Origin of the sequence: Paraburkholderia solisilvae, from assembly GCF_902859875.1 — a bacterium.
GTDB lineage: Bacteria > Pseudomonadota > Gammaproteobacteria > Burkholderiales > Burkholderiaceae > Paraburkholderia > Paraburkholderia solisilvae.
In genome coordinates, this window is sequence record NZ_CADIKF010000002.1 from 103,464 (window position 1) to 129,303 (window position 25,840).

Genomic DNA, 25,840 nt, shown 5'->3' on the forward strand with positions numbered 1-25,840 from the left:
TGTCCTTGCGAAGTATGAGCGCTCATAGACCGTAGGCCTTGCGCAGCAGCGTCAGCGGATGCGCGAGCAGCGCCTGCGGCAGACCGTTTGCGTCGAGTCCCTGTTCGATATGGTGGCCAGCCAGCTGACAGTCCGACGAGATGTAGTCCGGCTGCGGCTGGGCCATCGCCTTGAAGACCGGCTTGCCGATCTGCATCGCCGTTTGATGGAACTCCTTCTTGACGCCGAACGTGCCTGCATGTCCCGAACAACGCTCGACCACTGTGACCTGGGTATCGGGCACCAGCGCCAGTGTCTCGGACGTCTTGCGGCCGATGTTCTGCACTCGCGCGTGACACGGCACGTGATACGACACCTTGCCGAGCGGCGTGTTGAAGTCGGTCTTCAACAGGCCGTCGCGATGCCGCGAGACGAAGTATTCGAACGGATCCCAGAACGCCTCGCTCACGGCGCGCACGTCGGCGTCGTCGGGAAACATCAGTGGCAATTCGTGCTTGTACATCATCACGCAGCTCGGAATTGCGCCGATGATCGCGTACCCTTCGCGCGCGTATTTCGCGAGCACCGGCAGATTTTTCTCCTTCTTCTGCGCGACACCGTCGAGGTTGCCCTGTTCGAGCAGCGGCATGCCGCAGCACGCTTCGCTCGTCACCAGTTCGTACGGAATGTCGTTGTGCGCGAGCACCGCAAGCAGGTCGTGCCCAATGCCCGGCTCGTTGAAATTCACGTAGCAGGTCGCGTATATCGCGACCTTGCCGGGCGTGCGCTCGCCGTCCCGTATCACGTTCTGCGGTGAGCGTTTCGCTGCGCTGCGGAATTTGCGCGGCGCAAATGACGGCAGCCATGCGTGCCTGTCGACGCCGAGCGCCTTTTCCATCAGTCCGCGCGCGACCGCCGTACGGTTCACCGCGTTGACGGTTTGCGTGACGACCGGAATGCCCGCTAAATGGCCCAGTGCGTCGGTATTCGACAGGAAGCGCTCGCGTAATCCGGCCTCGCCGCGTTTATAGCTCGCGGCTTTTGCGCGCAGCATCAAATGCGGGAAATCGACATTCCACGGGTGTGGCGGCACATAGGGGCATTTCGTCATGTAGCAGAGGTCGCATAGATAGCACTGATCGACCACCTTGCCGAAATGCGCGCGATCCACGTCGTGCGCTTCGCCGCTATCGGTTTCGTCGACGAGATCGAACAGGGTCGGGAATGCGCCGCATAACGATACACAACGGCGGCACCCGGCGCAGATATCGAAGACGCGCGTCAATTCCGCGTCGATCGCGTCCTGCTCGTAAAAGCTGTCGGAACGCCAGTCGAGTGCATGCCGGGTGGGTGCTTCGAGACTGCCTTCCTTGTGGGGCATGATGTCAGTCTCCTTATCATCGTTCTTGTATCGGTCGCGCGCCGCATCGCTGCAAAAGCCGCACGCGAAACCGCGCGAGAACCCGCGGTGTTTCGCCGCGGGTTCTCGCGCAATGCCGCTCAAATGCCATTCAATGCCGCCATCAGACGGCATGAATCAGCGTCGGCCTTCGCGTCTTCAATCCACCAGTGCTTCGAGCGCTCTCGAATAGCGATTCGCGTGACTGCGTTCCGCCTTCGCAAGCGTCTCGAACCAGTTGGCGATTTCGTCGAAGCCTTCGTCTCGGGCTGCTTTGGCCATGCCGGGGTACATATCGGTGTACTCATGCGTTTCACCGGCGATCGCGGCCTGCAGATTCAGGCGCGACGAGCCGAACGGCAGACCCGTGGCCGGGTCGCCCGACGCCTCCAGATACTCGAGGTGCCCATGCGCATGACCGGTTTCTCCCTCAGCGGTCGAGCGAAACAGTGCCGCCACGTCGTTCTGGCCCTCGACGTCCGCTTTGGCTGCGAAATACAGGTAACGGCGATTGGCTTGCGATTCACCGGCGAATGCAGCTTTCAGATTTTCTTCTGTGCGGGATCCCTTCAGTTGCGTCATCTGAGCCTCCATGCATGCTTTGTAATGTGGGAACGCGCGTTGGGGAACGAGCTAGTCGCAAGCGACTCCGGCTGGACGCGCGTGCCTGAGCCGTGCATTCAATCTAGAAGCTCGCCGATGCGTTCCCAATTGTGTTTTTCAATCCCGCCGATAGCGGTTTGGGTTGAATAACGTATCGTCCGACATAGACTGGTGTAGGCGCACGAACACTTTGCAAATGGAACGGAAATGCGGCTGACCATCCTTATCAACGGTTCGGACCCGACCGTCAATCATGACTATGCGGTGTTGTGGCTCGACACCGAGCAGGGTCGCTGGTCGAGAGAAGCACACGAAGGCGTTTACTTGCCGCCGTGGGGCGAATTGCACGATCAGGACGGCGTCACCGAGCTATGCGCGCCGAGTGCCGATTCGCCCCTTTGTACGCTGCAGGGTTTGCATGTCGATCGCAGGCAACATGTCAGTTCGTCGCAAGGCGCCGCAGCGTGGAAGTCCGAACGCACGCAATCGCCAATGAGCGGTTTCTGGCGCCTGCAAGCGGTCGACCGGCAGCCGGTGCAAGCGGAACACAGCATCTTCGGGCGCTAACAGAGGCGCGTGAGCATTGGCTTCCGCGATCCGGCATAAATGGTGCGATGCGCCGATGTCCGTGCGATACGCATGACATCGGCGCTTCTGTTCTGCCTGCGCGTCCCCCGTTTGTTTATGCAACCCGGTGCTAGTGGCTCGCGCCGTCGTATCGCGCGGGCTTCAATGCAGTGGGATCGACGCCGTCGAGGCATCGCGCATTGACCGCGACCATCGGCGTGCCGTCGGGCATCGCGCCGTACGAAAACGCCTCTACGCCGCAGGCGCGGCAGAACTGATGCCTGATCATCCGCTTGTTGAACAGGTATTCCTGGGTCGCGCCGTCGGCGGCATCGAGCTGGAAGCGGTTCACCGGCGCAAACGCGAGAATCAGGCCTCGCTTCCTGCAGATCGAGCAGTTGCACGAAATCGACTGGTCGAGATCGAGATCCACGGTGAACCGGACGGCGCCGCAATGACAGCCGCCCGCATAGTGTTCCTGTGCCATTTCAACTCCCTTGTCTGCATGAGCCGGACTTTGAACCTTGGTGTCCTTACGATGCGACGCGATGATCGACCGATAGCACGTGATGCGTCGCCGAATCGCGCCGCCTGCAAGTGACCTGAGACGCAACCGGCGTGGCCGGGAAAGCATTGCTGCAGCGCAATTTTCCACTCGCGACTGCACGACGCGCGACGCTATACTTGCGCACCTTGCTGTTCCTGCCAACTCCTTTTCTTCCGGTCTCTCGCACTCCCGATTTATGAAGAAGTGGTTTTTCTGCCTGCTGGCCGCCGTCGCGGCTCACGTATCGGCGGCGCCATCGTGTGCCGATTTCACACCTGGCGGTCAATGGCCGGTGCTCACCAACACGAAAATGGCGCCGAAAACGCGCATGCTGTGCTATTCGGATTTCGCGGTGCTGCATTCGGGGATCACGCATGGGCCGCTCTGGTCCGCCGAACATCTGACGCGCGATCATATCGAAGCGGCCAAATATATGACGCGCACGAATCGCTTCTACGAAGATGAGCGTCTGCCCGCGGGCGAAGGCGCTACACTCGCGGACTACAAGCGCAGCGGCTTCGACCGCGGACATATGAGTCCGGCCGGCAACCGCTGGAACGAGCAAGCGATGGCGCAGTCGTTCTCGCTCGCGAACATCGTGCCGCAGAACCGGGAAAATAACGAGCGCTTGTGGGCGCGTATCGAAAGCGCCGTGCGCACGCTCTCGCTGAAGTACGACGACACCTACGTCGTGACCGGCCCGATGTTTATCGGCCAGCAGTTGCAGACCATCGGTCCGAGCCGCGTATTCGTGCCGACCCGGTTGTTCAAGGCGATCTATGTGCCGTCGAAGCGGCTGGCATTCGCAGTGGTCGTGGACAATCTCGCGACAAGCCGCTACAACATTGTCACGGTACATGAACTCGAGACGGCGAGCGGCATCCGCTTTCCGGGCATTCCTGAAAATGTGAAGGACGAGCGGCCGGGAGGGCTGACAGGTGTTTAACGCATATTCGAACGACGTCGACGTGCTCAATATTCAGGGCGATGCATTGACCGTGACGAACGGCACCACGCGTGTCGCGATCAGCGGTTCGCTCGAACTCACGAAGGACAGGCGCGGCCTGAAGGCGGCACTCGCGCTCAAGCAAGCTGTCGACAACGTCGTCGCCGCATTGCAGGCACAGGCTGATCTGCCGGAGCGGATCAAGGACGAGCCGGACGCGAAGCCCGGCGTGGTCGATAATCCGTTCTAGCGAGACGGCCGCGCGCTCCATTGCGTCGCGATGCGCACTCGACCGGAGGGGACGGACGATGAGAACGCTGACAGAACAGCTCGCAGGCTATGCCGCCTACCATCGCGACCCGCGCAATGTCGCGACGCATTGTGTCGGTATCCCGATGATCGTGTTTGCGCTGGGCGTGCTGCTCGGTCGACCGGCGGCGACATTCGGCGTGTTGCCGGTCGAGGTATCGCCCGCCTGGATTCTGTTCGTTGCCGGCACGATCTACTACCTCGCGCTCGATGTGGCGCTCGGCATCATGATGGCGCTGCTGTCCGCGCTATGCGTCGCATGCGGACAATGGATTGCCGCACAATCCACCCCGCTCTGGCTGACCACCGGCACCGCCCTGTTCGCGCTCGGCTGGGTCTTCCAGTTCTTCGGGCACGCGGCTTTTGAGCATCGCAAGCCCGCATTCGTCGACGACCTGGTCGGCTTGATGATCGGTCCATTGTTCGTATTGGTCGAGGCGCTGCTCAGCGTCGGCTGGCGCCCCGCGCTACGCGAATCGATCGAGCGGCAGATTGAAGCGGCGCATCCGCACGCGAAGCCGGGCCGTTCATAAAGCGTTAATTCCGCGGCGCCTGCGGTTCGACCCGATCGACATCGGCGAAAGACCTCCGCGCGGCTCCGACACCCGTTTGCCGGTATGTCCGTTCGGCACATCCGTTCGGCGTATCCCGACATGACCGTCACCCGGCATTTGCGCGTTTAATTGTCCATGCTTCGCATCCGAAGCGCTCACATGAATGAGCCTCACGAGGACTTCATTCCATTTTCCTTTGATAAAACGGATTGAATTGCAATGGACATGAACGTAAGCAATGCAAATTCAAATAACGCGCTATTCGTCGACGAGGTCGGATCCCAATACCATCCCGCTCCCGCAAAAGCAGCACCGCCGCGGCGCGCTCAACCCGCACCTGAAAAGCCGCGTACCGCATGCAGACAAAACGGCGTGGCCCACGCCATATCGCGCAGCATGGCCCCGTCGACCGGACAGCAACTCAAGGCACGCGCGAATGCGCCTACTCGCGGTGCGCAGGCGGCACCCGCTGCGGCAGTGAATTGCGCGCATCACTGGGAGACGTCGGGTGCCTGCATCAATGGCTCGGTCGAATACGATCTTGCCCAACAGGCAAAGCAGAATGTGGAAGTGAAAAGAAAGTCCGCCAGCGATGCGGAGGAGGCAATGAACGATGCCAAAACATCATGGGAGAGCGCGAAAGGCGGCCCAGGGAAGGAGACGTTGAAACGCCTGTATGAGCAGGCAAGGTCTGCTCATCAAAGCGCACAGACCGGCTACGACAAGGCGGCGGCGGAATTACCCGCGATCGTCAAAAAACATATGGACGCCGCATCTCCATACGTTGCCGGAAAACTCGGTCTCGATGCCAATAATCACCTTGTGCGCAATCGGGCAGCCGGCGCGGCCGATTGGGTGTATTCGGCATCCGATACAGGAAACGTGCTCGACGAGGCCGCCACGCACGCGAAAGCCAGGATCGACAGCGATCTGGCCAATGCGTGGACCGCGCAGGTGGTGGACAACAGGGCATGGCGCGACAAACATGCAATCGGCAGTCTCGACGCGGAGAATATCGACCGGCAGATGTACCAATCGTCAGAAGCCTATTTGTTGCTCAAGCAAAATGCCGATCACAGAAAACGGGCGATTGACGAAGCGGTGACCGCGTTCAAGCAGAAGCTTGGCGAAAACCTGACGTCCGTCATTCACGAGGTCGAGGACAACCCGGGTAAAAACCAGCAGCAATTGATCGCCAGCATGGACGAACGCGCGACAAACCTTGCCGGCACCATTGCCGACCTGAACGATCAGCGCAATCTGTTCGCGGCGCTCTCATCGCAAACGGTCAACGAGATGAGGGTCGGCACGGGTAAGACGACTGTGCCTCCTTATGTTTCCGAGCAGTCGGGCGCCACACATGCGGAAGGGCAGAAAGACATCGACTCGATGGCGGAAAAAATCAGGCAGTCTGCGCGGCGCATGGGAGATGCAGAGCAAGCCGCGCGAAGCAAGGAAATGCCGAAGAACGCCACTGCGGCAGAACAGGAAAAAATAGACGCGCAATACCGGGAAGCACAAGGCTCGATCGCGAGGGAACTGTACGACACCACCAGGAGCATGGCGGAGAGCATCGGGAATCTGACCGAGGAGGAAACCCTCCTCGGCAAATGGAGCGTGCCCGGCAAAACCACACTACCAGGCGGCATGAGCCTGATGGAGGTCGGCCTATCGTTGAAGAACTTCGGCGAGGAGATCAGCGAATACGTTGAAAAGAGCGAGCAAGGCACGTTGACAACCCGCGACAAGATAAAAATGGCGGACGCGACCCGGCACACGGTCGGCGCGCTGGTGCCATACATTCCTGTCGTTGGCCCGATCATTACGCCGTTCACAACTGTTGCGAACGCGATGGTAGACATGATCGAAGATGACGAGACATCCCCGATACGGCAAACCGCCGCCGCCATGACGTCGCAGACTGCCAAAGCATTGACGGGCGACTATCAACAAATAGCACCGCCGTCCCTGTGAATCGCCGATCGGTCGCAGAGATGCCGCGCGAACACAGCGCGTCCTGCCACGGCGGCGAGCGCACAGCTTGCGAGCACGACCATCGGCAAGCGCTAACGCATCTGCAACCGGATCAGCCGCGCACCATGCCATGCCGTCAACGCGACCGCGAGCCAGATCGGTCCATACGTCGCGAGTTGCGCGGCGGACAGGTGCTCGCCGAGCAACGTCACCGATACCAGCACGAGCAGGACCGGTTCGACATAACCGAGAATGCCGAATAGCGCCATCGGCAACAGGCGGCTCGCCTTCAGATATGACGCGAGCGCAACGGTGCTCAACACGCCGAGACCGGGCAGCCACAGCACCCACATGTCGACGCGGCCCGCCAGCAACTTCAATGAGCCGCCCGTCGTTGCCATCATCGCGGCGACCGGAAACAGCAATGCCATTTCAACCGCAAAGGCGGTGAGCGAATCCGCGTTGATCTTGCGGCGCAAGACGAAATACGGCGGATAGCCCAGCGCGACAAGCACCGTCGGCCATGCGAAGGCGCCGGTCACCCACAGTTCGTGCGCTACGCCCACGGCCGCGCAGCCGACTGCCGCCCATTGCAGCGGATCGAGCCGTTCGCGATAGTAGAAGCGCCCGGTCAACACCATCGTCAGCGGCAATAGAAAGTAGCCGAGCGACACTTCGAGCATGCGTCCATGCAACGGCGCCCACAGGAACAACCAAAGCTGTATGCCCAGCAATGCCGCGCTGACGATCAGCGCAAGCGCCGTCCAGCGTTCGGTCACCGCGCGCTTCACGAGCGTGCGCAATTCCGGCAGGCGCGAGCGCAATGCAATCAGCGCGAGCGCGCCGGGCGCGGTCCACACCACACGCCACGCGAAAATATCGAGGCCGGTGAGCGGCGCGAGCAACGTCGCGTACACCGACAGCAACGCGAACAGCGCCGACGCGCCGACCGACAAGGCGATGCCGCGCCCGGGCTGATACGCGCTCATCGGATCGTTGCCCACTCGGGAACGCGACGGGCGCCGCCACCGCGGCGAAAAGCCTGGCGGGCAAGGCCCATCCGGTACATGGCGGCCATATGGTTGTTCATGCAAGCGTTTGTTTCGACCGTTTGGATAATCATCGACAGAGTTGTCTAACGTGCCCGGCGATTCCGGCGCATTGTCCGTTGCCGGTCGCCGGCCAAGCCGGCATTCTAGACGCTCGACGTATGCCATAGGCGGCGCCGGGCATACGAATGGATGCGTGCACGATTTCGCACATTGGAGTAGAACGTAACCTCTGCCAATGATGGTCCGTTCACCTCGGGACACATTACCGTAATCGGCAAGCGCGATTCTTGCTTGACAACGCGTTCCTGGCGCCGCGAGTACCGAACGCAATGTCCTCTTAATTGCGCACTCAGGTTCGCGGTCTTATGCGCCCCTCGCGTGTGCCGTTCATCGAATGGCACACGCACGCGATCCCGCAATGCAATCACCGGCAGCATCGAAGGCCGCCGCCGGAATAGACCATATGGAGCGAACATGATCCAGCCAGCCCTATCGCACGACGTTTCCCCCGAATTCGCCTCCGCCGTGCGAGCCGGCCTGACGCATGCGCCGCAAAAGGAGCTGCCGTCGATGTATCTGTACGACGAAGTCGGTTCGGCGCTCTTCGAAGTGATTACTGCATTGCCCGAGTACGGCGTCACGCGCGCTGAAGAGCGCCTGCTCACGCGTCATGCGGCCGATATCGTCGCGCACGTGCCGCACAATGCAATCGTCGCGGAACTCGGCAGCGGCAGCGGCCGCAAGACCCGGCGCATTCTTGAAGCGTTGTGCAAGAAACGCCCGACCTCGTCGACCACCTATTCGCCGATTGAAATTTCGCGCACCGCTTTGCAATTATGTCGCCGCGAACTCGGCGATCTCGAGCGGCTTTCGATCGTCGGTTACGAGCGCGACTACCTCGCGGGACTCGCGGAAGTGAGCAAGCGGCGCGCGCGCGACGAACCGCTTCTCGTGCTGTTTCTCGGCAGCACGATCGGCAACTTCGGACGGCTCGCCGCCACGCGCTTTCTGCGCGACATCCGCGGCATGCTGTTGCCCGGCGACGCGCTGCTGCTCGGCACCGACCTCGAAAAGCCGGTGCCCACGCTGATTTCCGCTTACGACGATCCGATCGGGGTGACCGCGGCGTTCAATCTGAACCTGCTTGCGCGTATCAATCGCGAACTGGGCGGCACTTTCGATCTCGATGCATTCGAGCACGTCGCGCGGTTCAATCCGGACGCGCGCAGCGTCGAGATGCATCTGCGCGCGAAGCATCGCGTCAGCGCGCAGATTCGCGCGGCGCAGCTTAATGTGACGCTCGAAGCGGGCGAAACGATCTGGACCGAAAGCAGCCACAAGTACCGCGCGAACGAAATCGGCTCGATTGCCGACGATGCCGGCTTCGCATGCCAGCAGCAGTGGGTCGAGCAGGATTGGGGATTCGCCGAAAGTCTGCTGGTCGCGCGCTGATTTGCGCTGATTTGCGTTAATTGCCGGGCGACGCTCCTGCGCGGCCAGCCGGAGCGTCGAGGCGGCGCGTTTTGCATCGACATTGCGCGTGCGCCGACACCGGCGCGCCCGCGTCAATGCTGCTCGAAACGCTCGTAGCGCTTGTCGGTGACGCGTTCTTCGCTGGTCACTTCGGTCACGCGCGCGGCCGGCGGCCCGTGCCGCAACCAGGTCAGCATCCGGTCCACCTGGTTCGCGGACCCTTGCAGCACGGCTTCCACCGAGCCGTCGTCCAGATTCGCCACCCAACCTTTGATGCCGAGCGCGTGCGCCTCCCGCACCGTCGCAAGGCGAAAACCGACGCCCTGCACCACGCCCCTCACCCGCGCGTAGTACGTTTCGACCCGCGAATCGAGATCCGTGCCGGTCATGCTTTCATCTCCTGATAGTCCTTAAAGCGGGCATTCTAGTCGCGTCGCGGCGGAATGGTCACGTGCGTTGCGTCATCGGTCCGATGACGAATACGTCAACGTCTGCGCGAAGCGCCACGCGGCCCGTCCGCCCACGTACAATCCGACAACTGCAAAGCGGGGACCACCCAGGAATGACTGATCAGAATCGCGATCTCGTGCTTGTCACCGGCGCGTCCGGCTTCGTCGGCTCGGCGGTGGCGCGCATCGCGCAACAGAAAGGCTTCGCGGTGCGCGTGCTGGTGCGGGCCACCAGTCCGCGCCGCAATATCGAGGCGCTCGATGCGGAAGTGGCCGTCGGCGACATGCGCGACGAAGCGTCGATGCGCACCGCGCTGCGCGGCGTGCGCTACCTGCTGCATGTCGCGGCGGACTATCGCTTATGGGCGCCCGATCCGACCGAGATCGAGCGCGCGAACCTCGAAGGCACCGAAGCGACCATGCGCGCCGCGCTGAAGGAAGGCGTCGAGCGCATCGTGTACACGAGCAGCGTCGCGACGCTGAAGGTGACCGACTCCGGCCAGTCGGTCGATGAAACCGCGCCGATGACGCCGCAGCAGGCAATCGGCGTCTACAAGCGCAGCAAGGTGCTTGCGGAACGCGCGGTCGAGCGGATGGTCGCGAACGACGGTTTGCCGGCGGTCATCGTCAATCCGTCGACGCCGATCGGCCCGCGCGACGTGAAGCCGACGCCGACCGGACGCGTGATCGTCGAAGCGGCGCTCGGTAAATTGCCGGCGTTCGTCGATACCGGGCTGAATCTCGTGCACGTCGACGATGTCGCCGCCGGGCATTTTCTCGCCCTCGAACGCGGCAAGATCGGCGAGCGCTACATTCTCGGCGGGGAAAACCTGCCGCTGCAGACGATGCTCGCCGATATCGCCGCGATGACGAACCGCAAGCCCCCTACTATCAGTCTGCCGCGCTGGCCGCTCTACCCGCTCGCGATGGGCGCCGAAGCGGTTGCCCGGTTCACGAAGCGCGAACCGTTCGTCACCGTCGACGCGCTGAAGATGTCGAAGAACAAGATGTACTTCACGTCGGCGAAAGCGGAGCGCGAGCTCGGCTACCGCGCGCGGCCGTATCGCGAAGGGCTGAAGGACGCGCTCGACTGGTTCCGCGAGGCGGGGTATCTGAAGAAGGCATCCGCCTGAAGCATTGCTTGAGGTTTTCGCTTGCGCTTTGCGCTTGACGCTTGTGCCCGATGCGTGCGCCGCGGGCGAATTCCGCGTGTCCGCGAGCTGCGATCCGCCCAACCGTGCGCTGCATTTTGTTACAAACGTCGGCGGACGCGGTGGGGCTAAAAATGCTTACCGAACGGTAAAATCGCGGGTCTTCTCAGAGAGCCGTCGCATGAATCTTCAGGAACAGATCGGTACGCTCGAGGCGAGCGTCGATGATCTCATTCAGGCCGCCGCAGCAACGGCCGCCGCCACCACCACGCAAGCCGCCGCACGCGCTGAATCCGTTCAGGGCGGCGGCGGCGCCGAAAACGCCGCACGCCACGACAACGCGCAACTGGCCGCCGCCCCCGGCGACTCCGCCGACCCCGCCGCTGCCGCATCTGACGCGACCGCCGACAAGCCCACACTGCACATCGACCGGCCGAGCCAGAACGAAATCGCGATCACGATCGGCGGTCAGACGGTGATGCTGCATCCACTGCAAGTCGGTCAGCTGATCGAGGAACTGTCGAACGCACGCGCGTCGATGCAGCCGGAAGCGCCGGCGAATCTGCCTCCGGGCTGGCGCTTCGTGTCGACTAAAAATCCGGTGATGGCTGTGCAGAAGCAGTCGAACGGCGACCGTGTGCTGGTCATGCGGCATACCGGCCATGGCTGGGTGCCGTTCACGTTCTCGCCGGATATGGTCATTCAGATGTACATGATGCTGACGCAAGCGTGAGCGTCGGCGTGCAGCGCGTTTTACGCCGGCGCATGCGCCGGTCGCGCGATCCGGTCAGCGCAGCAGCGGCACCAGCGTGCCCGGCAGCAGCATCGGCTGCGGCGGCGCTGCGTCTGCGTTTTCGGTAAGGTCCACCGCCGGGCCCAGCCAGACGACGGGGCGAATGCAGACAGCCGTCCAGCGCGCATCGCAGGCGCGTGCCTGAGCGGCCTGCCACGGAGTATCGGCGCTGTCGCGCGGCTCGACCACCGGCGCGAAGGTCTTCGCCCGAAGACCGACCATCTGGGCATAAGCTTTCGATCCGCCGTAGCTTTTCAACGCCGCGTCCAGATCGCCGCCCGCCGACTTCATATAGCCATACAGGATTGCCGAACCCACCTCGATATTGGTGTCCGGCTCCGTCAGATCTTTCACGTTCCTCAGCAGCGGCCGGTGCGCGCTCGGCACGACCTGCATCAGCCCAGTCGCGCCGTTGCGGCCCTTCGCCTTTTCCTTGAAGCGCGATTCGACCGAAATGATCGCAAGCAGCAGCGCTGGCGGCAGCGCGTACTTTTCCGACGCGACCCGCACCGCGTTCGATATCTGCACGGCTTTCTCTTTCGCGACACCGAACTTCTGCGCGAGATAGTCCGATACGCGGTCGCTGGCCAGATGCGCCCGGCTCGATGCATCGGCATCGCCGTCCTGCGCCGGGATGTCTACGTGCGGCTCCGCCAATGCGATTTGCATCGAACCCAGCAACAGCGCGGCCAGACAAAGCAGACGACGAAGTTGGGCCGATGCGCTCATGCGGGCGTGTCCTATCGTTCCTGCACCGGCGCCTGGACGCGGGCTTTCCACTGCCCGCCCTGACCGCGCCAGTAACGGACCGCCGACCCGATCGTCGCGCTGACGTAGAACAAGGCGACCAGCGGCAGAAACGGCGCCCACAGCGGCGACCGGCCGTAATAGCGCAGCATCGGCGCATACGCGCAGCACATCGCCCCCCATGCGAGCCATGCGGGCCAGCCCATCGGCCCGAGCTTCAACGCCACGACCGGCGGAACCATATAGATGACGATCATGCCGGCCAGCGTACCCGCCAGCAGCCACGCCGAATAATTCAGCTGCGTGAACGCGGTGCGCGCGATCATGTTCCAGATCTCGCGCCAGTCGTTATAGGGCCGCAACGATATGCTGCGTGCCGCGACGTCCAGCCGGATTGAATGGCGGCCTTCGCCGCGGTGCTTGATGCGCGCGGCAAGACTGCAGTCGTCGATCAACGCGTCGCGAATCGACTCGATGCCGCCCGCTTCCTCCAGCGCGCTGCGCCGTACGAGCATGCAACCGCCCGCCGCCGCCGCCGTGCGATTGCGCGGGTTGTTGACCCACGCGAACGGGTACAGCTTCGCGAAGAAGAACACGAAAGCGGGTATTAGCGCCTTTTCCCAGAACGAATCGCAGCGCAACCGGACCATCAGCGACACCAGATCCCGCTGTTCCGCGTCCGCGCGCGCGACGAGCTGCGTCACCGCCTCGGGCGGGTGGCCGATATCCGCATCGGTCAGCAGCAGATAGTCGGCCGGCAAGCCCAGCGAGCGCACCGCCTCGATGCCCTGCGACTGCGCCCATACCTTGCCCGACCAGCCCGGCGGCAGCGGCTTGGCCAGCACCACCGTGAGGCGATCCGGACATTGCAGCTGCAGCGCGGCGGCGCGAGCGGCGTCCGCGGTGCCGTCCGTGCTGTGATCGTCGACCACGACGACGTGAAACGCGCCCGGGTAGTCCTGCTTCAGCAGCGACGTGAGCGCCGCGCCGATCACATCGGCTTCATTGCGCGCCGGCACAACCGCCGCAACCGCCGGCCACGCATCGCGCGCGCCGGTAACGAGCGGCACGGTCGGGCGCGCGCGCCAGAAACCGCCGCGCGCGAACAGCAGCACGAACCAGATGAGAAGGGAAAGACAGCCGAGGACGAACAGCACCGCCGCGCTCATGCGGCGGCCTCTTCAGCGACAGCGGCGCGGGCTGACCGGGCGGCCGGCAGTCCGGTCGAAAGCGCAGCCAGCGGCGCAGGCAAAAGCGCGGCCGACGACGCGCGCCGGCCGCCCGCCATCCGGCGCGGCGCGGCCTCGTGAGGCGCGTTTGCAACAGGACAACAATCGTAATGGTGGACTTCCATCCAGCGAGCCTCTAGATTCCACATTCAGCAAGCGGCAGCCACTGTAACAGTTGCCGCGCGGGCCCATAGTTTAAAGGCTACATGGCGGCCGCGCAGCCAGTCATTTTTGCCATCCCGTGCCGCGCGCCGAGAACGGCCGGGAAGCAAACCGACCCGGTTAGCGTTAGAATGCGCGTTTGGTCTTCAGCCACTGGCTTTTGTCGGTTTTAAGACGTCAACTAATATATCGACGCGGCGATAGAGTCATTTTTACCGATTTCATCGTCAATTTCCGCGTCAGTCGGAGTTCGCCAGCTTATGCGAGTCATCCTTGCTCAACCCCGCGGCTTTTGTGCGGGCGTTGTCCGCGCAATCGAAATCGTCGACCGCGCGTTGCAGCAACACGGGGCACCCGTGTACGTGCGCCACGAAATCGTCCACAACCGGCACGTGGTCGATAACTTGCGCAGAAAGGGCGCTCGCTTCGTCGAAGAACTCGATGAGGTGCCCGAGGGCGCGGTCGCCATTTTCAGCGCGCATGGCGTCGCGCAGAGTGTCGAACGGGATGCGGAACAGCGCGGGCTCGACGTACTCGACGCAACCTGCCCGCTCGTCACCAAGGTGCACGTGCAAGGCCGTCAGTACGTGGCAGCCGGCCGTACGCTGATCCTGATCGGTCATGCGGGGCACCCGGAAGTCGAGGGCACGATCGGCCAGATTCCTGGCAAGGTGCTGCTGGTCCAGAGCGAAGCTGAAGTCGCGAAACTCGAATTGGCCGTGGATACGCCTTTGGCGTACGTTACGCAAACCACGCTGTCAGTCGACGACACCCGTGGCATTATCGACGCGCTGTTGAACCGTTTCACCGACATCGTCGGACCGGACACCCGCGACATCTGCTATGCCACGCAGAACCGCCAGGCCGCGGTCCGCGAGCTGAGCACCCAGGTCGACGTGCTGCTGGTGGTCGGCGCGACCAACAGTTCGAACTCGAACCGGTTACGCGAAATCGGCAGCGAAAGCGGCGTGCCGAGCTACCTCGTCGCCGACGGTTCGGAAGTGAAGTCCGAATGGTTCGCGAATACGCACACCGTCGGCATTACCGCCGGCGCATCGGCGCCTGAAGAAATGGTGAAGAACGTCATCGATGCGCTGCGCGCATTGGGGCCCGTCGAAGTCACGACAATGGCGGGCCGTGAAGAGAAAGTTGAATTCAAGTTGCCGTCCAAGCTGACGCAACCACTCGCTGCACGCGAAGTTTAAGGAGAACCGTCTTGTCCATTCCGTTGCTACAGAAAGTTCGGGTCGGCGCTTACATCATGCGCCAGCACCTGTCGGGGAATAAGCGTTATCCGCTCGCATTGATGCTCGAGCCGCTGTTTCGTTGCAATCTTGCCTGCAATGGCTGCGGCAAGATCGATTACCCGGATCCGATCCTGAATCAGCGCCTGTCGCTGGCCGAATGCCTGGAAGCAGTCGACGAGTGCAACGCGCCCGTCGTATCGATTGCCGGTGGCGAGCCGCTGCTGCACAAGGAAATGCCGCAAATCGTGAAGGGCATCATGGCGCGCAAGAAGTTCGTGTATCTCTGCACGAACGCGCTGCTGATGGAAAAGAAAATGGACGATTACGAGCCGAATCCGTATTTCGTCTGGTCGGTGCACCTTGACGGCGACAAGGACATGCACGATCACTCCGTGTCGCAGGAAGGTGTGTACGAGAAGGCCGTCGCCGCGATCCGCGAAGCGAAGCGCCGCGGTTTCCGCGTGAACATCAATTGCACGCTGTTCAACGATGCGGTGCCGGAGCGCGTGGCCGCGTTCTTCGATACGCTGAAGCCGCTGGGCGTCGATGGCATTACCGTATCGCCGGGCTATGCGTACGAGCGCGCGCCGGATCAGCAGCACTTCCTGAATCGCGACAAGACCAAGCACCTGTTCCGCGAAATCTTCAAGCGCGGCAACAACGGCAAGAACTGGTCGTTCAGCCAGTCGGCCATGTTCCTCGATTTCCTCGCCGGCAATCAGACATACCACTGCACGCCGTGGGGCAATCCGGCACGCACCGTCTTCGGCTGGCAACGTCCGTGCTATCTGCTCGGCGAAGGGTATGCGAAGACCTTCAAGGAACTGATGGAAACCACCGACTGGGACAAGTACGGCACCGGCAACTACGAGAAGTGCGCCGACTGCATGGTCCACAGCGGTTTCGAAGCGACCGCGGTAATGGATACGGTCACGCATCCGCTGAAGGCGCTCAAGGTCAGCTTGAACGGCCCGAAGACGACCGGCGCGTTCGCGAAGGACATTTCGCTCGACAAGCAGCGTCCTGCTGAATACGTGTTCTCGCGTCACGTCGAGATCAAGCTGGAAGAAATCAAGCACACGGGCAAAGGCAAGAAGGTCGAAACGGCTGCTGCGGTGAATTGATCGCGTGGCGAGGCTTCATAGCGGCTAGATAGCGGCTTCATGGTGGCTTGAGGGCCGCCGTTGTTGATTGCCGCGGTGGGTTTCGTTTCAGGTCTTTTCGATTCGTGTGGTCCACGAAAAAGAGCGCAACGGTGCGAGCCGCTGCGCTCTTTGTGTTTTATCGACTACGTTTTGGCCCGTTCTCTCTTGTGAGTCCGGGCGCTCGCTCGTTTGCTTGCCAGACGCTGCGTTGGCTGGCCAAACTCAGCAGCACTTCCCCGCGCCTGACCCATAGCGCGCATTCTGGCGCTCGCGGAAAAACTCATCGTAGGTCATCACGGGACGGTCCGGATGAGTCGTGTGCATGTGGGCGACATAGGTGTCGTAGTCCGGCAGGCCCACCATCAGGCGCAGCGTCTCGCCCAGATAGCGGCCCGCCGTTCTCATATCGTCGCGAAGGTTCGAGAACATCGTTTTGCTCCACTCAGTGCGCGCCACCTGCGCTCGGTGCGGCCGGCATCGCTTCGAACGGCGTTTCGCGCACTGTCGGCTGATTCACTCGCCGTGCACGCAACACCGCCAGCACGCCGTACACAACAATGCTCACCACCACGAGGATGAACAGGCCCGCGAGCGCTGCGTCGATGTAGTCGTTGAACATTACGCGTTGCATCTCGGCAAGCGACTTGGCCGGCGCGACGATCTTGCCTTCGTCCACTGCCGCGCCGAGCTTCGCCGCGTGTGCGAGAAAACCGATCTTCGGATTGGCGTCGAAGACTTTTTGCCAGCCTGCGGTCAGCGTGCAAATCAGCAACCAGACGGTCGGCACCAGCGTCACCCACGCATAACGCTCGCGCTTCATCTTGAACAGCACGACGGTGCCGAGCACGAGCGCAATGCCCGCCAGCATCTGATTCGAAATGCCGAACAGCGGCCACAGCGTGTTGATACCGCCAAGCGGATCGACCACGCCCTGATAGAGGAAGTACCCCCACGCGGCCACACACAGCGCGGTTGCGATCAGATTGGCCGGCAGGGACTCGGTGCGCTTGAGCGCCGGGTGGAACGTACCCAGCAGATCCTGCAGCATGAACCGGCCCGCCCGCGTGCCGGCGTCCACCGCGGTCAGAATGAACAGCGCTTCGAACAAAATGGCGAAGTGATACCAGAACGCCATCATCGCCTGCCCGCCGATCACCTGGTGCAGGATATGCGCCATGCCGACCGCAAGCGTCGGCGCGCCGCCAGCGCGCGCGACGATGGTCGTTTCGCCGACTGCCTTCGCCGTTTCAGTCAGCATGTCCGGCGTGAGCAGGAAGCCCCATTGCGAAACGGTCTGCGCGACTGCCTCGGGCGTCGTGCCGAGCACGGCGGCCGGCGCATTCATCGCGAAGTAGATGCCCGGCTCGATGACCGAAGCGGCCACCAGCGCCATGATTGCGACGAACGATTCCATCAGCATCGCGCCGTAGCCGATAAAGCGCGCGTTGCGCTCGTTATCGAGCAGTTTCGGTGTCGTGCCGGACGCAATCAACGAATGGAAGCCGGACACCGCGCCACACGCGATTGTGATGAACAGGAACGGGAACAGGCTGCCGGACCACACGGGGCCCGTGCCATCGACGAACTTCGTCAGCGCGGGCATCTTCAGTTCCGGCGCAACGATCAGAATGCCGATCGCCAGACCGAGGATCGTGCCGATCTTGAGGAAGGTCGACAGGTAGTCGCGCGGCGCGAGCAGCAGCCACACCGGCAACACCGACGCAACGAAGCCGTAGCCGATCAGGATCCACGTCAATTGCGTGCCGCTGAACGTGAACCATGCGGCAAGCGCCGGCGAGTCATGCACCTGCTGGCCGAATACGATCGATGCCATCAGCAGCACGAAGCCGATCACGGAAACCTCGCCGATACGGCCAGGCCGGATAAAGCGCGTGTAGACGCCCATGAACAGCGCGATGGGAATGGTCGCAGCCACCGTGAAGGTGCCCCACGGCGAGTTCGTCAACGCCTTCACGACGATCAGCGCGAGCACCGCGAGGATGATCACCATGATCAGGAACGCGCCGAACAGCGCGATGACGCCGGGCACGGTGCCCAGTTCCATCTTGACCAGATCGCCGAGCGAGCGGCCGTCGCGCCGCACCGAGATAAACAGCACGACAAAGTCCTGCACCGCGCCCGCGAACACGACGCCCGCGAGAATCCACAGCATGCCGGGCATGTAGCCCATCTGCGCGGCCAGCACGGGCCCGACGAGCGGGCCGGCGCCGGCGATCGCGGCGAAATGATGGCCGAACAGGACGTATTTGTTGGTGGGCACGTAGTCGAGGCCGTCGTTGTGCCTGATAGCGGGCGTGACGCGTTCACCGTCGAGTCGCAACACTTTGTTTGCGATGAACCGGCTATAGAAGCGGTATGCGATCAGATATACGCAGACCGCGGCGATCACCACCCAGAGCGCGCTGACGCGCTCGCCGTGCGCAAGTGCGATGGTGCCCAATGCGAACGCACCCGATAGTGCGACTGCAGCCCAAACCAGGAATCCGGAAGCCCGATTCATGGAGTGTCTCCTGTTTAGTTATACGAATTCAAACAACCAACACGACACAACACAACACAACGAATACGAACAAGTGAGCGCGCCGACCTTATGTCCGCGATGCTCTAGGCGTGTAGTATTCGCTTTCGCCGTCAGCGCCACAAGAGCACAACTACGTAAGGGCGCTAAGTACTATTACGTATGCCATCTGGCCGACTTTTCACCGATGAACCTGAAAGCGAAAATATTCCTGCTCGCAATCGTGCCGTTTCTGGTGGCGATCGCCGGCATTGGAATTGGCGTGCGCCACCAGGCCACAGCACTCGCGCAAACCCAGCACGCCACGACGCAGGCCGCGTATCTCGCCAGCAAGGAGATCGAGTTGCGCCACTACGTCGATCTCGCGACGAGCGCGATCGCGCCGCTCTACGAGACGGCCGGCACTCACGCGCGTGATGACGCGACGTTGCGCACACGTGCACTGGCAATATTGGAGAAACTGGATTTCGGTCAGGATGGCTACTTTTTTGTTTACGACATGCACGGCCGCTCGCTGATGCATCCACGCGAACCCGAGCTCGTCGGGCGCGACCTGTGGGCACTGCGCGACCCGGCGGGATCACTCACCATCCAGCAACTGATCGCCGCAGCAGCACGGGGCGGCGGCTACGTGCGATACGTGTGGCATCGCCCGTCCACCGGCAAGCTCGCGCCGAAGCTCGGCTACGTCGTGCCGCTCGAACGCTGGGGCTGGATGCTCGGCACCGGCATCTATCTGGACGACGTCGACACCACGCTCGCACGCATCGATCAGCGCGCGTCGTCGAACATCGAGCGCACGATGTGGTGGATCGGCGGCATCGCGCTCGCGGGTCTCGGCGTCATCACGCTGTGCGCGCTGGTGTTGAACGTCACGGAATACCGCAGCGCCGATGCGAAGTTGAGGCGGCTTGCACAGCAGGTGGTCGCATCGCAGGAAAGCGAACGTGCAAGGCTGTCGCGTGAATTGCACGACGGCATCAGTCAGATGATGGTGTCGGCCAAGCTGCTGCTCGAGTCGGCGCTTGCGCGCTTCGAACATAGCGATGCGCGTGTGCCGGCCGCGGAAGCCGCGCTGTCCACGAGCCTCGCACGACTCTCCGATACGCTGCGCGAAGTGCGGCGTATTTCGCATGCGTTGCGGCCGTCGATGCTGGACGACCTGGGGCTCGCGGCGGCGCTCGAGCAACTGACGCGCGAACTCAGCGCTGAATCCGGCGTGGCGTTGACCTTCACGCAACAGGAGCGGGCACGCGACATGCTCCTGCCGGATGCGCTCAATACCGCGCTCTTTCGCATCGCGCAGGAGGCACTGACGAATATCGTGCGGCATGCGCATGCGTCGAGCGCGGCGCTTGCGCTCGATGTATCGGCGCATACCGTCACGCTGACCATCGAGGACAACGGTCGCGGCTTCGACGTCGAAGGTGTACAGGCAGACCCAAGTGTCGGCGTCGGCTTGCGCAATATGCGCGAGCGGCTGGAAGCACTGGACGGTACGCTGTCGCTGGTTTCGCAGCCGGGCCGGACCATCGTGAAGTCCATCGTGCCCTTACCTGCGGCGGCACGCGCATCCAGACCCAACGCGCAAGCGCCAGACGCTGCCCCACCGATCGCGCAGGAGGATCGACGATGAACGACACGCGGCCGGATACGGCCCGCCTGATCCTCGTCGACGATCATCCACTCGTGCGCGACGGCCTGCGGGCGCGGCTCGAAGCGGTACCGGGCTTCGCGGTAGTCGGCGAGGCCTGCAACGCCGATGAGGCGATTGCGCTGGCCGCCGCGCACGAACCCGACCTCGTATTGATGGACGTCGGCATGAATGGCATGAACGGCATTATGCTCGCCGGCGTATTTCACGAACGGTTCCCGGCCATCCGGGTACTGATGCTGTCGATGCACGACAACATCGAGTATGTGACGCAGGCCGTGCGGGCTGGCGCAAGCGGCTATGTGCTGAAGGACTCGCCCGCCACCGAGATCATCGGCGCGATTAGCGCGGTGCTCGACGGGCAAACATTCTTTAGCGCCGAGCTAGGCGTACGGATGATTCAGGCGTCCGCCGCGCCGGCGCCGCTCGCACGTCTCACACCTCGCGAGCGCGACATTCTGGACGCATTGGCGGAAGGTCTGTCGAGCAAACAGATTGCGCAGCGCAACGGCTTGTCCGTGCGGACCGTCGAAACGCATCGATTGAATCTGAAGCGCAAGCTGGATATCGAAGGGCAGGCGGAACTGATCAAGTTCGCCGTCGAGCATCGCGGCAAAAAATAGCCGCGGCAATGTGAACGCGCGTTGCGCCGCAACGTGCCGCGAGCGCCGTCCATGCACGCTCACATGGTGCAGCGCCGATGCAAGCAACGCCCTGCGCAATTGGAACGGTACATCAGCGCGGGCCTGAAACAAAATGGGCAACGAAGCAGAGCAAGCTGGCGAGATAACCGATACGGCAATGCAAAAAGGGGAAAGCCGAAGCGGCCTTACCCCGCATTGCGCGCATTGTGCGCGGTCAGGAACTTGATCAGACCATCGACCCCACCCTTCGACAGTTGCTCCTGGAACTGCGTCTGGTACACCTGGATCAGCCATGCGCCCAACATGTTGATGTCGTAGATCTTCCAGCCGTTGCCGGTCTTTTCCAACCGGTAGTCGATCTGATCGTCGCCGCCGTTGCTGAGAACGTGCGAGGTCACGACAGCGTCGTTGCCACCGGCCTGCACCTTGGCAGGCTGAAACTGGAACTTCACGTCCTGGCCGCGCAATTGCGACAAAGATGAGGCATAAGTGCGCACCAGCAGCAACTGGAACTGCTCATATAGCTGCTTCTGCTGGTCGGGCGTGGCCGTGCTCCATGCCTTGCCAACCGCGATTCGCGTCGTACGCTGGAAGTTCGTGGCGGGCACGAAGTGCGTCTCGACCACGTCGGTGATCTTCGTCATGTCGCCGCCACGCGCCTGCGGGTCGGCCTTCATCGCATCGACGGTGCCCTGCACTGCGCCCTTGACGACGGCCTCAGGCGCGGTTTGTGCAATAGCCGCGGTGGACACGAAGGCGGCTGCCAAAAAAACAGTCAGGTAACGTTTCATATGCGGTTCGATACGTTGAACAATGGGCGCCGGCGCATGAAGGCGGCGGGCGGAGGGCCAGTATAACGGCTTTGTCATATGCCTTTGACTCATCGCGCCGCCCTTCGATCCGCCTACGGCCGGGCCGCGTCGGTATACTTGTGCGCTCTTGAAGAAAAATGCCATTCAATGACAGGGGCTCTGCGCCTACATGCTGAAGTCATCCATCGTCCGCCTAGCGGTCTTCTCTGTGCGCCGCCCGTTGCAGGTGATCGGCGTGTCGCTCGCGCTTGCAATCGCGAGCGGCTTTTACGTCGCCCACCACTTCAAGATCAACACGGACGTCAGCCGCCTCGTCGAAAACGATGAAAAGTGGGCGGCACTCGACCATGCGATCGATCAGGCATTCCCTCAGCGCGGAGACACGATTCTCGTCGTCGTCGAAGCGGCCGCGCCCGAGTTTGCCGGGGCCGCCGCGGATACGCTCACTGCCGCATTGCAAAAAGAGACCAACGAGTTCGTCAGGGTGACCGAGCCCGCCGGCGGGCCGTTCTTCGAACACAACGGTCTGTTGTTTCCGTCATTGAGCGACGTCGAGTCGACCACATCGCAGCTCACCAGGGCACGGCCGCTCATCAATTCGCTGGCGCACGACCCGAGCCTGACCGGCCTTGCCAACACGCTCAATACGAGCCTGCAATTGCCGCTGCAGATCGGTCAGCTGAAGCTGGGCGATATGAGCCACCTGCTGTCGGAAAGCGCAAACACGCTCGACCGCGTGCTGGCGAACCAGCCGGCTGCGATGTCGTGGCGCGGCCTCGTCGACAAGGACGAAGCGAAACAGCCCGCGCGCGCGTTCATCACCGTGCTGCCGGTGGTCAACTACGGCGCGTTGCAAGCCGGTGCGCATGCGTCGAATCAGATCCGCAGAACGGTCGCCGCACTGAATCTCGAGGCCCAATATGGCGCGAGCGTGCATCTGACCGGCCAGCAACCGCTCGCGGACGATGAATTCGCATCGGTGCGAGACGGCGCGGCGGTCAACGGCATCTGCACGCTGGTGGTGGTGCTGTTCATCCTGTGGCTTGCGCTGCGCTCGGCGCGCATGATCGTCGCGGTGCTGATCACACTCTTCGTTGGCCTTGCGATCACCGCCGCGCTCGGCCTGATGATGGTCGGCGCGCTGAATATGATTTCGGTCGCGTTCATGGTGCTGTTCGTCGGACTGGGCGTCGACTTCGGCGTCCAGTACGGCGTGAAATACCGCGAAGAACGTCATCGCGACAATCGGCTCTCCGCGGCGCTCGTCAATACCGCGTACAGCATCGGCGTGCCGTTGACGCTCGCCGCCGTGGCCGTCGCGGAAAGCTTCTTTTCGTTTTTGCCGACCGCGTACCGCGGCGTGTCGGAACTGGGAAAAATTGCAGGCGTCGGCATGTTCGTCGCGTACTTCACGAACATGACCTTGCTGCCGGCACTGCTCAAAGTGTTCAACCCGCCGGGCGAAGCGGGTTCGCCCGGTTTTCACGTGCTCGCGCCCGTCGACGACTTTCTCGATCGCAACCGCAAACCGGTATTGATCATCACGCTGGCGGTGATCATCGGCGCATTGCCGCTGCTCACGCATCTGCGCTTCGATTTCAACCCGTTGCATCTGAAGGATCCTCACACCGAATCGATGGCCACGCTGCTGTCGCTGAACGACGCGCCGGAAGCCGGCGTCAACAACGTCCGGGCGCTCGCGCCGAATCTCGCCGGCGCCAACCAGATTGCCGCGCGCCTGTCGAAGCTGCCGGAAGTCGGCCGCACCACCACGCTTTCCACGTTCATTCCGCCCGATCAGCCGCAAAAGCTCGCGCTGATCTCGGCGGCTGCCCAGCAACTGCTGCCGGCGCTCACGCAGACGCCCGCGCCGCCCGTCACCGACGCGGTGCGCGTCGATGCGTTGAAGCGCACCGCGAACCAGCTGTCGCTCGCCGCCGAAGATCACCCGGGTCCGGGCGCCGCGGAAGCACAGCACCTGTCGGCCTCGCTCGTCAAACTGGCCACCGCGGATGCCGCCACGCGCGATCGCGCGGAAAAGGCGATTTCCGAGCCGTTGCGAATCGCGCTCAAGCAGCTCACCAACCTGCTGCAGCCGTCGCTGATCACCGAGCAGACGCTGCCGCCCGACATCGTGCACGACTGGGTCGCGCCGGATGGCCACGCGCTCGTCGAGATTTCGCCGAAAGTGCCGCCGGGCACCGACCCCGGCGACGACGTGATGCTGCGCCGCTTCGCCCAGGCGGTGAAGAACGCGGAACCGGCGACGATCGGCGGCCCGATCTCGATCCTGCATTCGGCGAACGTCATTATTCTGTCGTTCGTGCAGGCGGCCTGCTGGGCGCTGGTCGCGATCACCACGCTGCTGTGGATCGCGTTGCGCCGCTTCAGCGACGTGCTGCGCACACTGATTCCGCTGCTGGTGTCGGCCCTTGTCACACTTGAGCTTTGCGTGGTGTTCCGCATGCCATTGAACTTTGCGAATATCATCGCGCTACCGCTGATGCTCGGCGTCGGCGTCGCATTCAAGATTTACTTCGTGATGGCGTGGCGCCGCGGTGAAACCGGCCTGCTGCAATCGAGCCTCACGCACGCGGTCATCTTCAGTGCGGCGACCACGGCCACCGCGTTCGGCAGCCTCTGGCTGTCGCACCATCCCGGCACGTCGAGCATGGGCAAGCTGCTCGCGCTGTCGCTCTTCTGCACGTTGATCGGCGCTGTGGTATTTCAACCGGTACTGATGGGCAAACCGCGGGTGCGCCGCGTAACGACAAAGAAAAAACAAAGGATTGATGCATGAAAATGCGAACCGCCGCGTGGGCCATGCTTGCCGCCGGCCTGATGAGCGGATGTGCGACGGGCCCGGACCGCAAGCCTGGAGACCCGCTTGAGCCAATGAATCGTGTGATCTTCAACGTCAACGACAAGGTCGACGAGGCAGTGGCCGTGCCGATCGCGAAGGGTTATCAGAAAGTCACGCCACAGCCGTTGCGTCAGGCGATCAGCAATTTCTTCTCGAACATCGGCGATCTGGACAATCTGGCCAACAGCATTCTGCAGTTGCACATCACCGAGGCCACCGAAACGCTGATGCGCTTCACGATGAATACGGTGTTCGGTATCGGCGGCCTGCTCGACTTCGCGACGCCTGCCGGCCTGCCGAAGCATCGGCAGGACTTCGGCCTGACGCTCGGACGCTGGGGCGTGCCGTCGGGGCCGTATCTGGTGCTGCCGCTGTTCGGCCCGAGTTCGTTCCGCGACAGCGTCGGCTTTGCGGTCGATTTCCGCTTCAACCCGATCCACTATCTGGACTGGGAGCCGCGCACCGCCCTGTACGGCGTGCAATTCGTCAGCGTGCGCTCCGACCTGCTGGGCGCGACGAACCTGCTGCAACAGGCGGCGCTCGACAAATACTCGTTCGTGCGCGACGCGTACACGCAGCAGCGGCGCGCGCTGTTGCGCGGCACGGGTGCGCCGGAGCAGGCGCTGCCTGACTACGGCGACTCGGACGAGTCGGGTGCGGCGCCGGCCGCACCGGCGTCGGGTGCCGCGCCGGCGGGCGTACCGGTCTATACCGATCCGGGCTCTGATGCGCCCTCGGGCGGCGGCGACAACTCCGGCCAGGCGCTGCCGAATTACAGCGATCCGGGCGACTCGTCGTCTTCGCAAGGCACCGGCGGCGCCAAAGGGGGTCCAGCCGTGCCTAATTACACCGATCCGGGCGACGCCGCGCCAAAGTAAGTGCCGGGCCGGGGCCCCCGCCGCGCGCAGTGCGCAAGACGCAGATAGAAGAAAGCCAGGCGGGATCGAATCCCGCCGGGCTTCTGGCGTTCCGTTACTTCCGTTACTTGAATCAGGTCAAAAT

At 62.7% G+C, this 25,840-nt stretch carries 24 protein-coding genes; 14 read left to right on the forward strand and 10 right to left on the reverse strand.

The annotated features are described in order from the left end of the window. Positions 1-22: 22 nt before the first annotated feature. A complete protein-coding gene (locus tag HV675_RS01935) occupies positions 23-1,360 on the reverse strand; it encodes a heterodisulfide reductase-related iron-sulfur binding cluster (RefSeq protein WP_175109064.1) in 1,338 nt (445 codons plus the stop codon). Positions 1,361-1,537: 177 nt separating this feature from the next. After that, a complete protein-coding gene (locus HV675_RS01940) occupies positions 1,538-1,960 on the reverse strand; it encodes a rubrerythrin family protein (protein WP_175109065.1) in 423 nt (140 codons plus the stop codon). A gap of 228 nt (positions 1,961-2,188) precedes the next feature. On the opposite strand from HV675_RS01940, the gene HV675_RS01945 reads away from it, so the two are divergent. Then, positions 2,189-2,548, forward strand: a complete 360-nt coding sequence (locus HV675_RS01945) for a DUF3564 domain-containing protein (RefSeq protein WP_175109066.1) — start codon at positions 2,189-2,191, stop codon at positions 2,546-2,548. 130 nt (positions 2,549-2,678) lie between these two features. On the opposite strand, the gene HV675_RS01950 is transcribed toward HV675_RS01945, so the two are convergent. Continuing rightward, positions 2,679-3,035: a GFA family protein gene (locus HV675_RS01950; RefSeq protein WP_175109067.1), complete on the reverse strand. Its 357-nt coding sequence runs from the start codon at positions 3,033-3,035 to the stop codon at positions 2,679-2,681. A gap of 256 nt (positions 3,036-3,291) precedes the next feature. On the opposite strand from HV675_RS01950, the gene HV675_RS01955 reads away from it, so the two are divergent. From HV675_RS01955 to HV675_RS01970, 4 genes are all read left to right on the forward strand, one after another. Continuing rightward, a complete protein-coding gene (locus tag HV675_RS01955) occupies positions 3,292-4,041 on the forward strand; it encodes a DNA/RNA non-specific endonuclease (protein WP_175109068.1) in 750 nt (249 codons plus the stop codon). Then, positions 4,034-4,291, forward strand: coding sequence for a hypothetical protein (locus HV675_RS01960; protein WP_175109069.1), 258 nt, complete (start codon positions 4,034-4,036; stop codon positions 4,289-4,291). The genes HV675_RS01955 and HV675_RS01960 overlap by 8 nt, the downstream gene beginning before the upstream one ends. Before the next feature lie 58 nt (positions 4,292-4,349). Next, positions 4,350-4,883, forward strand: a complete 534-nt coding sequence (locus tag HV675_RS01965) for an Mpo1 family 2-hydroxy fatty acid dioxygenase (RefSeq protein WP_175109070.1) — start codon at positions 4,350-4,352, stop codon at positions 4,881-4,883. A 240-nt stretch (positions 4,884-5,123) separates the two neighbouring features. Further along, positions 5,124-6,878 carry a hypothetical protein gene (locus tag HV675_RS01970; protein WP_175109071.1) on the forward strand — a complete coding sequence of 585 codons (1,755 nt, stop codon included), beginning with the start codon at positions 5,124-5,126 and terminating at the stop codon, positions 6,876-6,878. Positions 6,879-6,970: 92 nt separating this feature from the next. Here the strand turns inward: HV675_RS01970 and rarD are convergent, their stop codons facing one another. Then, positions 6,971-7,867 (reverse strand): EamA family transporter RarD, encoded by an 897-nt coding sequence (gene rarD / locus HV675_RS01975; RefSeq protein ID WP_175109072.1) that lies wholly within the window; start codon positions 7,865-7,867, stop codon positions 6,971-6,973. A 537-nt stretch (positions 7,868-8,404) separates the two neighbouring features. On the opposite strand from rarD, the gene egtD reads away from it, so the two are divergent. Further along, positions 8,405-9,382 (forward strand): L-histidine N(alpha)-methyltransferase, encoded by a 978-nt coding sequence (gene egtD, locus HV675_RS01980; protein ID WP_175109073.1) that lies wholly within the window; start codon positions 8,405-8,407, stop codon positions 9,380-9,382. A 113-nt stretch (positions 9,383-9,495) separates the two neighbouring features. Here egtD and HV675_RS01985 read toward each other — a convergent pair whose 3' ends face one another. Beyond that, positions 9,496-9,792 (reverse strand): acylphosphatase, encoded by a 297-nt coding sequence (locus tag HV675_RS01985; protein WP_175109074.1) that lies wholly within the window; start codon positions 9,790-9,792, stop codon positions 9,496-9,498. A gap of 173 nt (positions 9,793-9,965) precedes the next feature. Here HV675_RS01985 and hpnA point away from each other — a divergent pair, with 173 nt between their 5' ends. Both hpnA and HV675_RS01995 read left to right on the forward strand, forming a co-directional pair. After that, entirely contained in the window at positions 9,966-10,985 is a 1,020-nt protein-coding gene (gene hpnA, locus HV675_RS01990; RefSeq protein ID WP_175109075.1) for a hopanoid-associated sugar epimerase, read from the forward strand. 199 nt (positions 10,986-11,184) lie between these two features. Further along, complete coding sequence (locus tag HV675_RS01995) at positions 11,185-11,736, forward strand: hypothetical protein (protein WP_175109076.1); 552 nt, start codon at positions 11,185-11,187, stop codon at positions 11,734-11,736. Between the two features lie 54 nt (positions 11,737-11,790). Here HV675_RS01995 and HV675_RS02000 read toward each other — a convergent pair whose 3' ends face one another. Beyond that, a complete protein-coding gene (locus HV675_RS02000; protein ID WP_175109077.1) occupies positions 11,791-12,525 on the reverse strand; it encodes a transglycosylase SLT domain-containing protein in 735 nt (244 codons plus the stop codon). 11 nt (positions 12,526-12,536) lie between these two features. Next, entirely contained in the window at positions 12,537-13,712 is a 1,176-nt protein-coding gene (locus HV675_RS02005; RefSeq protein ID WP_175109078.1) for a glycosyltransferase, read from the reverse strand. A 482-nt stretch (positions 13,713-14,194) separates the two neighbouring features. On the opposite strand from HV675_RS02005, the gene ispH reads away from it, so the two are divergent. Both ispH and hpnH read left to right on the forward strand, forming a co-directional pair. Then, positions 14,195-15,139, forward strand: coding sequence for a 4-hydroxy-3-methylbut-2-enyl diphosphate reductase (gene ispH / locus HV675_RS02010; RefSeq protein ID WP_175109079.1), 945 nt, complete (start codon positions 14,195-14,197; stop codon positions 15,137-15,139). An 11-nt stretch (positions 15,140-15,150) separates the two neighbouring features. Continuing rightward, complete coding sequence (gene hpnH / locus HV675_RS02015; protein WP_175109080.1) at positions 15,151-16,305, forward strand: adenosyl-hopene transferase HpnH; 1,155 nt, start codon at positions 15,151-15,153, stop codon at positions 16,303-16,305. Between the two features lie 243 nt (positions 16,306-16,548). On the opposite strand, the gene HV675_RS02020 is transcribed toward hpnH, so the two are convergent. Then, entirely contained in the window at positions 16,549-16,755 is a 207-nt protein-coding gene (locus HV675_RS02020) for a YbdD/YjiX family protein (protein WP_175109081.1), read from the reverse strand. Between the two features lie 13 nt (positions 16,756-16,768). Then, positions 16,769-18,847: a carbon starvation CstA family protein gene (locus HV675_RS02025; RefSeq protein WP_175109082.1), complete on the reverse strand. Its 2,079-nt coding sequence runs from the start codon at positions 18,845-18,847 to the stop codon at positions 16,769-16,771. Positions 18,848-19,052: 205 nt separating this feature from the next. Between HV675_RS02025 and HV675_RS02030 the strand changes: the two genes are divergently transcribed. Both HV675_RS02030 and HV675_RS02035 read left to right on the forward strand, forming a co-directional pair. Further along, positions 19,053-20,501, forward strand: a complete 1,449-nt coding sequence (locus HV675_RS02030) for a cache domain-containing protein (protein WP_175109083.1) — start codon at positions 19,053-19,055, stop codon at positions 20,499-20,501. Then, positions 20,498-21,142: a response regulator gene (locus tag HV675_RS02035; RefSeq protein WP_175109084.1), complete on the forward strand. Its 645-nt coding sequence runs from the start codon at positions 20,498-20,500 to the stop codon at positions 21,140-21,142. Before HV675_RS02030 ends, HV675_RS02035 begins: the two co-directional genes overlap by 4 nt. 206 nt (positions 21,143-21,348) lie before the next feature. Here HV675_RS02035 and HV675_RS02040 read toward each other — a convergent pair whose 3' ends face one another. Beyond that, entirely contained in the window at positions 21,349-21,954 is a 606-nt protein-coding gene (locus HV675_RS02040) for an MlaC/ttg2D family ABC transporter substrate-binding protein (protein WP_175109211.1), read from the reverse strand. 190 nt (positions 21,955-22,144) lie between these two features. Between HV675_RS02040 and hpnN the strand changes: the two genes are divergently transcribed. Both hpnN and HV675_RS02050 read left to right on the forward strand, forming a co-directional pair. Then, complete coding sequence (gene hpnN, locus HV675_RS02045; RefSeq protein ID WP_175109085.1) at positions 22,145-24,775, forward strand: hopanoid transporter HpnN; 2,631 nt, start codon at positions 22,145-22,147, stop codon at positions 24,773-24,775. After that, positions 24,772-25,716 (forward strand): MlaA family lipoprotein, encoded by a 945-nt coding sequence (locus HV675_RS02050; protein WP_175109086.1) that lies wholly within the window; start codon positions 24,772-24,774, stop codon positions 25,714-25,716. Before hpnN ends, HV675_RS02050 begins: the two co-directional genes overlap by 4 nt. Positions 25,717-25,840 lie beyond the last annotated feature (124 nt).

Excerpts from the sequence above, each read along its gene's own strand:
- HV675_RS01940 (WP_175109065.1), bottom strand. The coding sequence starts at position 1,960 with ATGACGCAACTGAAGGGATCCCGCACAGAAGAAAATCTGAAAGCTGCA.
- HV675_RS01995 (WP_175109076.1), top strand. The coding sequence starts at position 11,185 with ATGAATCTTCAGGAACAGATCGGTACGCTCGAGGCGAGCGTCGATGAT.
- HV675_RS01955 (WP_175109068.1), top strand. The coding sequence starts at position 3,292 with ATGAAGAAGTGGTTTTTCTGCCTGCTGGCCGCCGTCGCGGCTCACGTA.
- HV675_RS01985 (WP_175109074.1), bottom strand. The coding sequence starts at position 9,792 with ATGACCGGCACGGATCTCGATTCGCGGGTCGAAACGTACTACGCGCGG.
- HV675_RS02005 (WP_175109078.1), bottom strand. The coding sequence starts at position 13,712 with ATGAGCGCGGCGGTGCTGTTCGTCCTCGGCTGTCTTTCCCTTCTCATC.
- HV675_RS02000 (WP_175109077.1), bottom strand. The coding sequence starts at position 12,525 with ATGAGCGCATCGGCCCAACTTCGTCGTCTGCTTTGTCTGGCCGCGCTG.
- HV675_RS02020 (WP_175109081.1), bottom strand. The coding sequence starts at position 16,755 with ATGTTCTCGAACCTTCGCGACGATATGAGAACGGCGGGCCGCTATCTG.
- egtD (WP_175109073.1), top strand. The coding sequence starts at position 8,405 with ATGATCCAGCCAGCCCTATCGCACGACGTTTCCCCCGAATTCGCCTCC.
- HV675_RS02050 (WP_175109086.1), top strand. The coding sequence starts at position 24,772 with ATGAAAATGCGAACCGCCGCGTGGGCCATGCTTGCCGCCGGCCTGATG.
- HV675_RS01970 (WP_175109071.1), top strand. The coding sequence starts at position 5,124 with ATGGACATGAACGTAAGCAATGCAAATTCAAATAACGCGCTATTCGTC.
- HV675_RS01965 (WP_175109070.1), top strand. The coding sequence starts at position 4,350 with ATGAGAACGCTGACAGAACAGCTCGCAGGCTATGCCGCCTACCATCGC.
- rarD (WP_175109072.1), bottom strand. The coding sequence starts at position 7,867 with ATGAGCGCGTATCAGCCCGGGCGCGGCATCGCCTTGTCGGTCGGCGCG.
- hpnA (WP_175109075.1), top strand. The coding sequence starts at position 9,966 with ATGACTGATCAGAATCGCGATCTCGTGCTTGTCACCGGCGCGTCCGGC.
- hpnN (WP_175109085.1), top strand. The coding sequence starts at position 22,145 with ATGCTGAAGTCATCCATCGTCCGCCTAGCGGTCTTCTCTGTGCGCCGC.
- HV675_RS01950 (WP_175109067.1), bottom strand. The coding sequence starts at position 3,035 with ATGGCACAGGAACACTATGCGGGCGGCTGTCATTGCGGCGCCGTCCGG.
- HV675_RS02025 (WP_175109082.1), bottom strand. The coding sequence starts at position 18,847 with ATGAATCGGGCTTCCGGATTCCTGGTTTGGGCTGCAGTCGCACTATCG.
- HV675_RS01945 (WP_175109066.1), top strand. The coding sequence starts at position 2,189 with ATGCGGCTGACCATCCTTATCAACGGTTCGGACCCGACCGTCAATCAT.
- HV675_RS01935 (WP_175109064.1), bottom strand. The coding sequence starts at position 1,360 with ATGCCCCACAAGGAAGGCAGTCTCGAAGCACCCACCCGGCATGCACTC.
- ispH (WP_175109079.1), top strand. The coding sequence starts at position 14,195 with ATGCGAGTCATCCTTGCTCAACCCCGCGGCTTTTGTGCGGGCGTTGTC.
- HV675_RS02035 (WP_175109084.1), top strand. The coding sequence starts at position 20,498 with ATGAACGACACGCGGCCGGATACGGCCCGCCTGATCCTCGTCGACGAT.
- HV675_RS02030 (WP_175109083.1), top strand. The coding sequence starts at position 19,053 with ATGAACCTGAAAGCGAAAATATTCCTGCTCGCAATCGTGCCGTTTCTG.
- HV675_RS02040 (WP_175109211.1), bottom strand. The coding sequence starts at position 21,954 with ATGAAACGTTACCTGACTGTTTTTTTGGCAGCCGCCTTCGTGTCCACC.